Raw genomic sequence first — 12471 nt, 5'->3', positions numbered from 1 at the left:
GCGCCCAAAAGCGCGCCTTTACAAGCCCGCAATCAACTCTGTTGCAGTCGCTCGCGCCGCCCCGTCACAGTCGATTGCAGCCTCAACGCTCGCATTAGGCTTTGTAAAACAGGCCGCCTTCGCATGGCTGTCCAAGGTTCGCTCGACAAGGCGCGGAATATCGAGAAAGGCAATTTCTTCGCGCAGAAACGCCGCAACCGCAATTTCATTAGCCGCATTAAGTACGCACATCGCCTGCCCGCCCGCCTCTAGCGCGTCGCGCGCTAGCCGAAGCGCGGAAAAGCGGGTCGTATCAGGTTCAAAAAACGTCAGCCCAGACAGTTTAGTCAAATCCAGCCGCTCGACCGGCGCCTCCATCCGCGCTGGCCAGCCAATCGCATAAGCAATTGGCGTGCGCATATCGGGTGAGCCCATTTGCGACAAAACCGAGCCGTCAATATATTCGACCATAGAATGAACAATTGATTGTGGATGCACCACCACATCCACTTCGGATGACGGACGGGAAAATAAGTAAGCGGCCTCAATCAATTCAAGGCCTTTATTCATGAGTGTCGCGGAATCAATCGATATTTTCGCGCCCATATCCCAGACAGGATGCGCCAAGGCATCGCTCGGTTTGACAGTCTTAAGGACATCCAATGATGTCTCGCGAAACGGCCCGCCGCTTGCCGTTAAAATCAATCGGCGTACCCCTTTTGGGGCATCCGCCTCTAGGACTTGGAATATCGCATTATGCTCAGAATCGACAGGCAGCAATTTTGCGCCTGACGCTGCGACCCGCGCCATAAATAAATCACCCGCACAGACCAGGCATTCTTTATTGGCCAGCCCAACATGATGACCTTGATCAACAGCTGCCAAAGTTGGCTCTAAGCCCGCTGCGCCAATAATGGCGGCCATTGTAAAATCAGCAGGCCGTGCGGCCGCTTCTATTAAGGCTTGTGGCCCTATGCCGATCTCAATACCTGTGCCGCTTAGCCGCGCGCGGAGATCACCCTCATTCGCGGGGTCGGCAAGCGCGACAAAATCAGCATTAAATTTCACGGCCTGTTCAGCGAGCTTTTTGGAATTGCGGTTGGCCGTAAGCGCAACAACATCAAAAGCACCGTCTTCCGCGCGACCTATGATATCGAGCGTGCTATCGCCGATTGAGCCCGTTGAGCCTAGCACGGAGATTTTACGGCTCACGAGACTGTCGTCCAAATCTGCGGATAGACCATTAAAATCAGTCCTGCTGCGACCACAGCAAGCATGAGGCCGTCCAAGCGGTCAAGAAGTCCGCCGTGCCCAGGGAGCAAATCGCCCGCATCTTTCACATTAAGGCGGCGCTTTAGGCCACTTTCCAGAAAATCACCAACGACTGAGAATATGACGATGGGCACGGATAATGCCGCTGCCAATCCCCATGCTAACCCCATAACATGCCCCGTGACGACGCCGATGAATATCCCAAAGACCAAGCCTGTCATAAAGCCTGACCATGTTTTATTCGGACTAAGCTTTGGTGCAATTTTGGGGCCTTTCATCAAGGACCCCCCGAAGTAAGCCCCTGTATCGGCCGCAACAACGACCAAAATAACAAAGAATAATTGCTGTAGCCCGAGCGCACCAAAGCCTGTTTCAGCGCCGCGCAACCAAACAATCATTAGGGTCGGCACGGCGACATAGATGTAACCCAACGCGGCCCACAATATACCCTTGCGCTTAAACCGTTCAACTGCCGCGATCAGGGCGGCTATCACAAGGCTAAGCACGGCAAAATTATAATCCATGAAGGCGGCAAGGATAACCGCGATAATAATACCAATAATCGGGATTGCAAAAGCCAGCGGCGTTGGGGCGGGGTCCGACATACGCACCCATTCCCACGTCAGCCTCGCCGCGAGCAATGCAACGAACGCTGCCCAAGCCAGGCCGCCAAAGTAAAACGGAACGAGGCAAATTGCTGAAAATACTATGGCCGACCAAAATCGAACGCCTAAATTTTTCCAAATGGGTTTGGCCTTTACAGGCGAAGACGGGGCAGTTTCAGACGGGTTTTGCGGGGCCATAATTAGGCAACATCCGCAGCGTTTGCATCCACATCAAGCGCTCCAAAACGACGACGACGCGTGCCGTATTCAGAAATCGCATCTTCAAGATCTTGACGCGTAAAGTCGGGCCACAAAACATCGGTGAAGATAAATTCAGCGTAAGCCGCCTGCCACATCAAAAAATTGCTTATGCGTTTTTCGCCTGATGTGCGGATGACCATATCAGGATCGGGAATGTCACTCGTATCGAGGCAGGACGAGAAGTCACTTTCAGTCATAGTGTCAACATCAAAGCGTTTTACTGCCGTCTTGACCGCCCGCATAATTTCGTCACGGCCACCGTAGTTAAAAGCAATATTTAAAAAGAAATCAGTATTTGACTGAGTCGTCTTTTCAACCTTTTCAATGGTTTGCAGCAGGTCGTTCGTCAGGCCTTCGCGCGATCCCAAAATACGAATGCGGACATTATTTGCGTTTAGCGTATCAAGGTCATCTGCGACATAAGACTTTAGCAGTTGGAACAAGGCGGCAATTTCTGTTTTAGGTCGCGTCCAATTCTCGGTCGAAAAACTATAGAGCGTCAGATGTTTAATCCCAATATCGGCGGCGTCCTCGACAATGCGTCGTACGGTTTTAACGCCGGCCTGATGTCCGAACACACGCGGACGACGACGCGCCTGCGCCCAGCGTCCATTGCCGTCCATAATAATGGCAACGTGCAACGGAACCGTTGGTTGATATGTCCGGGATTGGCTCAAACTTAGACCTGCATAATCTCGTCTGATTTAATTTTCAGCGTCTCGTCAATGGTATCAATCACGGAGTCTGTTGCTTTTTGCACATCGCTCGAATGCGCCTTCTGCTCATCTTCGCTCATATCGCCGTCTTTCTCGCCTTTCTTAAGCGCGTCCATGGCGTCACGGCGAACATTACGCACAGCGATTTTGGCGTGTTCAGCGTAGCCACCCGCCACTTTCACAAGGTCACGGCGGCGTTCTTCGGTCAGAGGCGGCATAGGAATGCGAACTGTCTGACCATCCGTTACGGGATTGATGCCAAGGTTAGACACGCGGAGTGCTTTTTCGACCGCACCAACCATTTGTTTGTCCCAAATACTCACGCAGAGCATACGTGGCTCTGGCACACTGACAGACCCCACTTGGTTTAGCGGCACTTCAGAACCATAAGCTGGCACCATGATACCGTCGAGCAGCGCCGCATTGGCACGCCCTGTACGCAAACCTGCAAATTCAGATTTAAGCGAGGCGACGGCCCCGTCCATCCGTTTGCGGTAATCTTTTAAATTAAAATCAGCCATATGAGCCTCTTTGCTTTTACTTTGGGCGCCGTCGTGGCGCTATTGTGTTTTTATCGTGGTGCAGACGCTCTGCCCGCGCATAACGGCGTCAAAACCACCTTTTTGCGATAATGAGAATACGATTATGGGGATATTATTGTCACGCATCAAGGTCACAGCTGACGCATCCATGACGCGCAAATCTTCGGCCAGAACCGTGTGATAGGATAATGTGTCATAACGCTTGGCATTTGGGTCTTTTTTCGGATCAGCCGAATAAACGCCGTCAACTTGGGTGCCTTTTAACAAAGCTTGGCAATTCATCTCTGCCGCGCGAAGTGCGGCTGCCGTATCCGTTGTAAAGTATGGATTGCCTGTGCCCGCCGCGAAAATCACAACGCGGCCTTTTTCCATATGTCTTACGGCACGGCGACGAATATAAGGCTCGCATACTGTCGTCATGGGAATGGCTGACATTACGCGCGTATCAACACCAGCCTGCTCTAGCGCGCTTTGCATGGCGAGCGCGTTCATAACAGTCGCGAGCATTCCCATATAATCAGCCGTCGAGCGTTCAATACCGCCCGCTTGTGCCGAAAGGCCGCGAAAAATATTACCGCCACCAATGACGAGCGCAATTTGGAGGCCGTTGTCGTGAGCGGCTTTGATTTCTTTCGCGACGCGTGAGGTCATATCAACGTCAATACCGTAATCCTGATTACCCATCAGGGCCTCGCCGGATAGCTTTAACAGCACGCGTTTGAATTTATAGTCTTGCCCCATTGGCAACCTCCCCGGCACTCGGCTTTGAAAGCGCCCAGACAAACACTGAGCGACTCGCGAATTTCTCTAGGAATAGACGCACACAGCCCCGCGCGCCAGTCTATAGGCGCACGGGGCTGTGGTTTTTTACACTTTTTTGAAGGCTGATTAGCCGCCAGCCGCTGTTTTAGCGACTTCTGCTGCGAAATCTTCTTCTTCTTTCTCAATGCCGTCGCCCAGCGCCATGCGGACATAGCCCGTAAGTTTAACGTCTGTACCAAGCGCTTTGGCTTCATCAGCAATCACTTGTTCGATAGAGCGTTCACCGTCCATGACAAAGATTTGAGTCATCAAAACAGATTCTTTGAAGAATTTTGTCATGCGACCATCAACCATTTTGTCCACAATAGCTTCTGGCTTGCCAGATTCTAACGCTTCAGCTTTTAGCATTTCACGCTCTTTTGCGACAACGCTTTGGTCCAAATCTTCAACGTTGAGCGCGAGCGGGTTTGTCGCCGCAATGTGCATGGCAATCTTCTTGCCAAGCGCGTCAAGTTTGGCTGTATCCGCTGTCGACTCAAGGCCAACAAGCACGCCGATTTTGCCCATGTTACCCGCAACAGCATTGTGCATATAGCCTGTGACCGTACCAGAGCCGACACTGACGCTATCCATGCGGCGTAAGCCCATGTTTTCACCAATTTTCGCTACAAGAGTCGTGAAAAATTCCGTAACGGTTTCACCCGTCGATGTTTTGGCAGCGGCAAGTTCCTCGGTTGAATCACAAGTCAGCGCTAGATTTGTGACTTCTTCAACCGCAGCTTGGAAGCCTTCGTTACGGGCCACAAAGTCAGTCTCTGAATTGACTTCGACCAAAGCACCCTTTGTGCCGTTAAGCGCATAACCCACAAGACCTTCTGCCGCTACGCGACCGGCTTTTTTGTCGGCTTTCGCGATACCTTTGGTCCGCAACCAATCAACAGCAGCTTCTAGGTCGCCGCCTGTCTCATTAAGGGCTTTCTTGCAATCCATCATGCCTGCGGATGTTTTATCGCGCAGTTCTTTTACCAATGCAGCTGTAATTTGTGCCATGTCATATCTCCTAAGAGGGGTCTATATCTATAAGTGAATACTGACCGCCATATAGGGGCGGCCAGGTCATATTTAAAGAGGGCGCAAGCGCCGCGTCAGATTGGACTGATTAAAATTCGCCCAATTTGCCTTCGTTTTTCGCAAGAAGGTAATAAAACGTCACGCGGTTCTTCATGCGTGTTGGCTTCATTGTTGTGCAAACGGCTTTGACTTTTTCCATCGCGGCAGCCGCGTCATCAATACCGATTTTCTTCTTCATGAAGCCTTTGACAATCGTCTCAAGCTCAGTCTCGTCAGAACACGCCACATATTTGCTATCGCGATTAGAGAGCGACGCGCCGAGGTGTTTGACGATTTTGTCAACGACAGCCGGGTCAACCTCTGCGTCATATTCACGGGTTACGCGTAAATATTCGCTTTCCTCTGCATCAGCAGTCGCGGCAACAGGTGCAGCTTCTTCTTTAACAGTCGCCGTTGCAGGTTCCACAGCAGGCACTTTTGCAGCAGGTGCAGGAGCCGAAGCTGGCGTTGCCTCTGGAAGGTCAAGCGCGACTTCGACAGGGTTTTCAGCCGCGCCGATGTCCATACCCATTTTAGCCGCAGACTCGGTCATGCCGTCTAAAACAGCATCAGCAATAAGGTCGCAATAAAGAGAGATAGCCCGAGCCGCATCATCATTACCCGGAATTGGGAAATCAGCCGCAGATGGATCACAATTTGTATCGAGGATAGCGATCACAGGAATGTTCAACCGGCGCGCTTCTTTAATCGCAATCGATTCTTTGTTCGTGTCGATAACGAACATCAAATCAGGCTTTCCGCCCATATCTTTGATACCGCCAAGCGCTTTATCAAGCTTTTCTTGCTCACGCGTTAGCTGAAGCAATTCTTTTTTCGTAAGACCGGTTGCACCGCCTTCACCCAAGGTTGTTTCCAGTTCGCGCAGACGAGAAATAGAACCAGACACTGTCTGCCAGTTGGTCAGCATACCGCCAAGCCAACGGTGGTTCACGTAATATTGTGCACAACGCTGCGCTGCTGTCGCGACAGGTTCAGACGCAGCACGCTTTGTGCCAACGAAAAGAATACGGCCGCCTTTAGAAGCAACTTCGCGGGCTTGAACCAGTGCTTGGTGCAACAAAGGCACAGTTTGGGACAGGTCCATGATATGAATATTTGAACGCGCACCAAAGATGTAAGGTGCCATTTTCGGGTTCCAGCGGTGTGTCTGGTGACCAAAGTGAACGCCTGCTTCCAGGAGTTGACGCATAGAGAATTCAGGTAGTGCCATGGATATTTCCTTTGTCCGGTTGGCCGATATGGGTGTGAAAGCGGATCGCCCGACTTCACCGGAAGAGAGTAAGACCTATATGATCAAACCCGTCACCCATATGCGAATTTAAGCGGCGCGTATAACAGGGATTTTAAAAGGTTCAAGCCCTTTTCTGACCAAAGACAACCATAGAAGGCCGTGAACGGCTGAATAAGAGACAATCGACGCTAAATACGCGCTAGGCGGCGATTTCTTCGATCATTTCAATCATTTTCGATGCTTTGAGGGCCGCCTGAATGGACGGATCGATACCAAAACGATTGGGCAAACGCCATTGTCCTTCGCGTGCACCGTCAAGCGGGGCCACAATCTCTATATAACCCGAGTTTTCCGACGGCGCTTCGCGCAATGATTCGAGCGCTTTTTCAAGCGCGTCTAAGCTTTCTATCGTCGCCGAGCGCAGACGGATTTTAAGACCCGCGATTTTAGGAGCTGTTTCTGTTGTATCCAGCGAGCGAATCTCGTCCGCGAAGATTTTAATATCGCCGTCTCGCTGCTCAAGCTTCGCTTTTACGACGACCACCGCCCCGGCCGTTAGAATTTCACGCGATACGGCCAATAAGCCCTCGCCGACAAAGATTTCAAAATCACCTGTGGGATCTGAAATTCCGACATAAGCAAACCGCTTGCCGCGCTTGCTCATGCGTTCTTGGCGTTTACGGACAACGCCCGCCAATTTCACAGCTTGTCCAGAGCGTGTGAACCGTTCTTCGATCTCAATGGCAGGAATAGACTGCTTCACATCAGTGGTATTGGCATAAGTCTCTAGCGGGTGGCCGCCGAGGTAAAAACCAACGGCCCCTAATTCATGGTCGAGTTGCTCGATATTGCCCCAAGGCGCAGCGTCCTTCAAATCCGGCTCAGCCATTGCGTCCACGGCGTCACCAAATAGGCCCACTTGGGCGGATTGGCGTTCTTCGGCAGCGCGAGAGCCGATTGATTGCAAAATTCCCGCAGACGCCAGCGTTTTGGCCCGGTTAGGTTCAAGGCAATCAAACGCCCCGCCGCGCGCGAGATTTTCAATCGCGCGTTTATTGACAATACGGCTATCCACGCGACGGGCAAAATCGAACAAATCTTTAAACGGTCCGCCGTCTTCGCGAACAGCCACCACATGGCGCATCGCTTCGACACCGACGTTTTTCAAAGCCCCCAAAGCGTAGAGCACAGCATTGTCGGTGACTTCAAAATCTGCGCCAGAGCGGTTCACGCAAGGCGGCAATATGGTCAAATCGAGCCGTTTACCCTCTTGATAAAACTGCGCCAGTTTTTCGACATTAGCGATATCAAGGCTCATCGTCGCGGCAATAAATTCTGTGGGATAAACGGCTTTTAAATAGGCCGTGCGAAACGATATCATCGCATAGGCGGCGGCGTGTGATTTGTTAAAACCATAGCCCGCGAATTCATTGACCAACTCGAAGATATCAGACGCGAGTTTTGCATCAACATTGCGTTTGACCGCACCGTCAACAAAGCGTGATTTTTGGCGGTTCATTTCCGCTTGGTCTTTTTTACCCATGGCACGGCGGAGCATATCCGCCTCGCCGAGTGAATACCCTGACAAGACCTGCGCGATTTGCATCACCTGTTCTTGATAGATAATAATGCCGTAGGTTTCTTTCAGTATATCTTCCAAGCTAGGGTGCGGATATTCAATTTTTACGCGGCCATATTTACGGTCAATATAAGTGTCGATGTTTTTCATCGGCCCTGGACGATATAGCGAGATAAGGGCGGTTAATTCCTCAATCGTGTCGGGTGCCATTTTACGCAGCACATCGCGCATGCCCGAGCTCTCAAGCTGAAACACGCCCGCAGACAGCCCCAGCGCAAGATTGGTGTAAGCGTCTGGCGTGTCCGTTGAAATGGCGTCAAGGTCGATGGGGCGCCCCTGCTGCACGAGATATTTCAGCGCCCGATCAATCACAGTCAGGGTTTTAAGGCCCAAAAAGTCAAATTTCACTAGCCCGGCTTTTTCCGCATATTTCATTGTGAATTGCGTCGCGGGAATTTCAGAGCGCGGGTCAAGATAGAGCGGGACAAGCTTGGTCAAGGGACGGTCACCAATCACGACACCCGCCGCATGGGTCGAGGCATTGCGGTATAACCCCTCCAGCTTTAGCGCGACATCCAGGAGTTTACGCACGGCAGGTTCAGAATCGCGCGCCTCACGCAGGCCTTTCTCCATCGTAATCGCTTCGCCTAACGTTACGGGACTAGCGGGATTTGACGGGACAAGCTTGGCAAGCCTGTCGACTTGGCCGAGCGGCATTTGCATAACACGGCCAACATCACGCACCACGGCGCGCGCTTGCAGCGTCCCGAAAGTGATAATATGCGCGACTTGGGCGGTACCGTATTTTTGCTGCACATATTTAATGACTTCGCCGCGCCGTTCTTGGCAGAAATCGATATCGAAATCGGGCATGGACACCCGCTCGGGGTTCAGGAAGCGCTCAAACAGCAGACCGTAACGCAACGGGTCCAAATCCGTAATCGTAAGCGCCCACGCGACAACAGAACCCGCACCAGACCCCCGGCCCGGCCCCACAGGAATCCCCTCATTTTTGGCCCATTTGATAAAATCGGAAACGATAAGAAAGTAACCCGGAAAGCCCATTTGACGAATAACGTCGAGTTCGAAATCCAGCCTATCAAAATAGGCTTGTTCATCATCGGCGGGCGGCACAGCGTCTAGGCGTTCGCGCAGACCGTCACGGGCTTGCTGAGCCAGGATGTCACCTTCTGATAAGCTGCCGTCGCCAAAATTGGGCAAAATAGGATCCCGCGCCACAGAACGAACCGCACAACGCCGCGCAATATCCACAGTGTTTTCAATGGCTTCGGGAATGTCTTTAAACACCTCAGCCATTTGCTCTGATGTTTTGAAATAATGCTGATTAGACACCTTACGGCGGTCTTTCTCCAACAGGTAACTGCCCTCTGATATCGCCAAAAGTGCGTCATGGGCTTCGTGCATATCAGGGTCGAGGAAATAGGGCTCATTCGTCGCAACCAGCGGCAAATCCTTGGCATAAGCCCAATCAATCAGAACTTTTTCGGCTTCTATTTCATGGGCGAGGCCGTGGCGTTGTAACTCTATATATAAGCGGTTCGGGAATAAGGCTGCCAGCTTATCAAGCCACGCCTCCGCCTCTGCCAGTTGTCCTTTGCATATCAGGCGGTTCAGCGCCCCGTCAGGGCCGCCCGTCAAAGCAATCACGCCGTCTGTATTGCCGTTCATGCGCGCCGCTTTGATATGCGGTAGGTCTGTCGGCGAAATATCAAGATAGCTGGCGGAGGATAACTCCATCAAGTTTTCATAGCCGAGATCATCTTGCGCCAATAAGACCAGCATACCGTCAGGATCGCGGCGAAGCTGCCCAGGTTGGTCATCTAGTTCTAAATCAACTGACAGCGTAACGCCAATAATAGGCTGCAAGCCGTTGCTGACCATTGTGCCGGAAAATTCCAGCGCTGCACACATATTATGGGTGTCGGTCATGGCAATGGCGGGCATACGGTATTCTTTGGCCCGCTTGGCCATATCGCCAATTTTTGTTGCGCCCTCTAGAATAGAGTAAGGCGTACGTGCGCGGAGGTGAACAAATTGAACGGGCTTGGCGGCCATATGTCCCCTCCTTTGGTGTCTATTAGGCGGATAGCACCATCATCCACATAGTCATCATTGTGACGAATCCTGCCATCACAATAGCGGCGCTTAGGTCTGATACAACTTGCTTCATGGCTTATCCCCAACTGGTTTGTGTGAACACAATATATGTTCTTGTTTTGTTCTTATACATAACCGCCCACAGATAAGTCAACAGAAATCGTCAAGGCCTGCGAAAACCCTAGACACAGCGTTATTCCCGCAAGATAGTCCAACCAAGGGGACCACAATGTCAGACCATTATAAACCGCGCACGGCGACCGCCATTATCATTGCCAATATGGTCGGCACGGGCGTGTTTACGAGCCTTGGGTTCCAGCTTTTGGACATACAAGACGGCTTTGCGCTGCTGATGTTATGGGTGCTGGGCGGTGTCGCGGCGCTCTGCGGGGCGGCGTCCTACGGCGAGCTTGGCGCAGCCCTGCCCCGATCTGGCGGTGAGTATAACTTTCTGGGCCGCATCTATCATCCTGCGGCGGGGTTCATATCCGGCTGGATTTCCGCTGTTATCGGTTTTGCGGCCCCCATAGCAGCTTCCGCCATTGTGTTTGGCACCTATGCCACGGCTGCCCTGCCCGGTGATTACGGGCCGTGGGTCACCAAAGGGTTAGCGGCAAGCGTTGTTATCATTGCGACGCTAATTCATGGTCGTAATCGGGGGAGCAGCGGCGCGTTTCAGTCAAGCTTCACTCTCATCAAAGTCATTATGATTGTGGCTTTTTGCCTAGCGGGACTTTTGCTCGTGGCAGACGCTCAACCCATATCCTTTGCCCCTTCGGCCAGCGGTTTTGATGCCATGACCAGCGGTTCATACGCCGTCGCCCTTATTTACGTGTCCTATGCCTATACGGGATGGAACGCCGCAACCTATATCAGCGGCGAGATGAAAAACCCGCAGCGCGACCTACCGCGTGTCTTGCTGGTCGGCACAGCCATTGTCATGGCGCTTTATGTTGCGCTGAATTATGTGTTTTTACGCGTTGCCCCTATTGATGCGATGACGGGCCGCGAAGAAATCGGTTATATCGCGGCCACCTATATCTTTGGCGATACAGCAGCGCGGGTAACAGGGATGGCGCTGGCGCTGTTACTCGTATCCACGGTCAGCGCCATGGTGCTCGCGGGGCCGCGCGCTTTGCAAGGTGTCGGCGAAGACTTCCCCGCGCTAGGCTTTTTGGGACGCGTGAACGGTGCAGGTGTGCCGCGCAATGCGATTTATTTCCAATCTGCTGTCACGCTGATTTTCATCCTGACCAGCAGCTTCGAATTTATCGTGATTTTTGCAGGGGCTATGCTCGCCTTAAATAGCCTCTTGGCGGTCGTAGGCGTATTCGTGTTGCGTTACCGCGAACCCGATCTACCGCGCCCCTACCGCACGTGGGGCTACCCGGTCACGCCGCTAATTTACATCGCGCTGACCGTTTTCACATTGGTCTTTGTGGTGATGGAAAAGCCGTTACAAGCGGGCTTTGCGGCGGGGCTGATTGCGCTGGGCGGGGTGTTTTACTGGCTCTCAAAACGGCTTGGTCGCTAGACGACAATCCCGCCTTGAATGGCATTTTTCGCAACCGCCACCACTTGGCCATTTCGCACGGTCAGCACGCGGTCCATAAAGCGGGTCAGTTCCATGTTATGCGTGGCCACCAGCGCAGACACACCTTCGCGCCGCGTTAGATCTAGCAAGCTTTGGAACACGCGCGTCGAGGTCGCGGGGTCAAGGTTACCCGTGGGTTCATCAGCCAAAAGAAGCTGCGGTTTATTGGCAATGGCCCGTGCAATGGCAACGCGTTGCTGTTCCCCACCCGACATTTGGGACGGCGTATGATCAAGCCGTTCAGCGAGCCCCATAAGAGACAAAAGACGGTCTGCCTCAGCCCGCGCCTTGGTTTGGCTCTTACCCGCAATCATCTGCGGTATGGCGACATTATCTAGCGCTGTGAATTCTTTGAGAAGGTGATGAAATTGATAGACCATGCCAATAGTTTGACGGCGGATTGATGTGCGGGTCGCGTCATTTAGCTTCAAGCACTCTCGCCCATTGATATAAACCTTGCCCGCGTCAGGTTGCTCGAGCAGTCCCGCTGCATGCAAGAGTGTCGACTTGCCAGAGCCAGACGGCCCGACGAGGCCGACCATTTCGCCGGGATAAATATCGATATCCGCACCGTTCAGCACGGTCAGCGTTCCCTCGCCTGATTTGTAATGACGGTGCAAATTTCGCACAGACAGGATAGGGCGTTTGGCCTCTGGCATATGGTCGAATTGATTATTCATC

At 52.4% G+C, this 12471-nt stretch carries 10 protein-coding genes and 1 pseudogene; 1 reads left to right on the top strand and 10 read right to left on the bottom strand.

The window, feature by feature from the left end; genetic code table 11:
* Nucleotides 1-18: 18 nt before the first annotated feature.
* From AB6B37_RS06015 to dnaE, 9 genes and pseudogenes are all read right to left on the bottom strand, one after another.
* Nucleotides 19-1191: a 1-deoxy-D-xylulose-5-phosphate reductoisomerase gene (locus AB6B37_RS06015; protein WP_371397985.1), complete on the bottom strand. Its 1173-nt coding sequence runs from the start codon at nt 1189-1191 to the stop codon at nt 19-21.
* Nucleotides 1188-2054 carry a phosphatidate cytidylyltransferase gene (locus tag AB6B37_RS06010; protein ID WP_371397984.1) on the bottom strand — a complete coding sequence of 289 codons (867 nt, stop codon included), beginning with the start codon at nt 2052-2054 and terminating at the stop codon, nt 1188-1190. The genes AB6B37_RS06015 and AB6B37_RS06010 overlap by 4 nt, the downstream gene beginning before the upstream one ends.
* A 2-nt stretch (nt 2055-2056) precedes the next feature.
* A complete protein-coding gene (locus tag AB6B37_RS06005) occupies nt 2057-2794 on the bottom strand; it encodes an isoprenyl transferase (protein WP_371397983.1) in 738 nt (245 codons plus the stop codon).
* Between the two features lie 2 nt (nt 2795-2796).
* Nucleotides 2797-3354, bottom strand: a complete 558-nt coding sequence (frr, locus tag AB6B37_RS06000; RefSeq protein ID WP_371397982.1) for a ribosome recycling factor — start codon at nt 3352-3354, stop codon at nt 2797-2799.
* Between the two features lie 39 nt (nt 3355-3393).
* A complete protein-coding gene (pyrH, locus tag AB6B37_RS05995; RefSeq protein WP_371397981.1) occupies nt 3394-4116 on the bottom strand; it encodes a UMP kinase in 723 nt (240 codons plus the stop codon).
* Nucleotides 4117-4263: 147 nt separating this feature from the next.
* Entirely contained in the window at nt 4264-5187 is a 924-nt protein-coding gene (tsf, locus tag AB6B37_RS05990) for a translation elongation factor Ts (protein ID WP_371397980.1), read from the bottom strand.
* Between the two features lie 109 nt (nt 5188-5296).
* Nucleotides 5297-5674 carry a DUF2853 family protein gene (locus tag AB6B37_RS05985; RefSeq protein ID WP_371398421.1) on the bottom strand — a complete coding sequence of 126 codons (378 nt, stop codon included), beginning with the start codon at nt 5672-5674 and terminating at the stop codon, nt 5297-5299.
* An 18-nt stretch (nt 5675-5692) separates the two neighbouring features.
* A pseudogene (gene rpsB / locus AB6B37_RS05980) lies at nt 5693-6478 on the bottom strand (30S ribosomal protein S2); the annotation flags it as partial.
* A 220-nt stretch (nt 6479-6698) separates the two neighbouring features.
* Nucleotides 6699-10154, bottom strand: a complete 3456-nt coding sequence (gene dnaE, locus AB6B37_RS05975) for a DNA polymerase III subunit alpha (protein ID WP_371397979.1) — start codon at nt 10152-10154, stop codon at nt 6699-6701.
* A gap of 271 nt (nt 10155-10425) precedes the next feature.
* On the opposite strand from dnaE, the gene AB6B37_RS05970 reads away from it, so the two are divergent.
* Nucleotides 10426-11730: an APC family permease gene (locus AB6B37_RS05970; RefSeq protein ID WP_371397978.1), complete on the top strand. Its 1305-nt coding sequence runs from the start codon at nt 10426-10428 to the stop codon at nt 11728-11730.
* On the opposite strand, the gene AB6B37_RS05965 is transcribed toward AB6B37_RS05970, so the two are convergent.
* Nucleotides 11727-12470 (bottom strand): ABC transporter ATP-binding protein, encoded by a 744-nt coding sequence (locus AB6B37_RS05965; RefSeq protein ID WP_371397977.1) that lies wholly within the window; start codon nt 12468-12470, stop codon nt 11727-11729. The two genes, AB6B37_RS05970 and AB6B37_RS05965, sit on opposite strands and share 4 nt — an antisense overlap.
* Between the last annotated feature and the right edge of the window lies 1 nt (nt 12471).

The organism is Fretibacter rubidus (assembly GCF_041429785.1).
Lineage (GTDB): Bacteria > Pseudomonadota > Alphaproteobacteria > Caulobacterales > Maricaulaceae > Fretibacter > Fretibacter rubidus.
Note: the sequence above shows the minus strand (reverse complement) of the source record. Positions and strands in the feature narration are given on the sequence as shown.

Excerpts from the sequence above, each read along its gene's own strand:
- AB6B37_RS06010 (WP_371397984.1), bottom strand. The coding sequence starts at position 2,054 with ATGGCCCCGCAAAACCCGTCTGAAACTGCCCCGTCTTCGCCTGTAAAG.
- frr (WP_371397982.1), bottom strand. The coding sequence starts at position 3,354 with ATGGCTGATTTTAATTTAAAAGATTACCGCAAACGGATGGACGGGGCC.
- pyrH (WP_371397981.1), bottom strand. The coding sequence starts at position 4,116 with ATGGGGCAAGACTATAAATTCAAACGCGTGCTGTTAAAGCTATCCGGC.
- tsf (WP_371397980.1), bottom strand. The coding sequence starts at position 5,187 with ATGGCACAAATTACAGCTGCATTGGTAAAAGAACTGCGCGATAAAACA.
- dnaE (WP_371397979.1), bottom strand. The coding sequence starts at position 10,154 with ATGGCCGCCAAGCCCGTTCAATTTGTTCACCTCCGCGCACGTACGCCT.
- AB6B37_RS05970 (WP_371397978.1), top strand. The coding sequence starts at position 10,426 with ATGTCAGACCATTATAAACCGCGCACGGCGACCGCCATTATCATTGCC.
- AB6B37_RS05965 (WP_371397977.1), bottom strand. The coding sequence starts at position 12,470 with ATGAATAATCAATTCGACCATATGCCAGAGGCCAAACGCCCTATCCTG.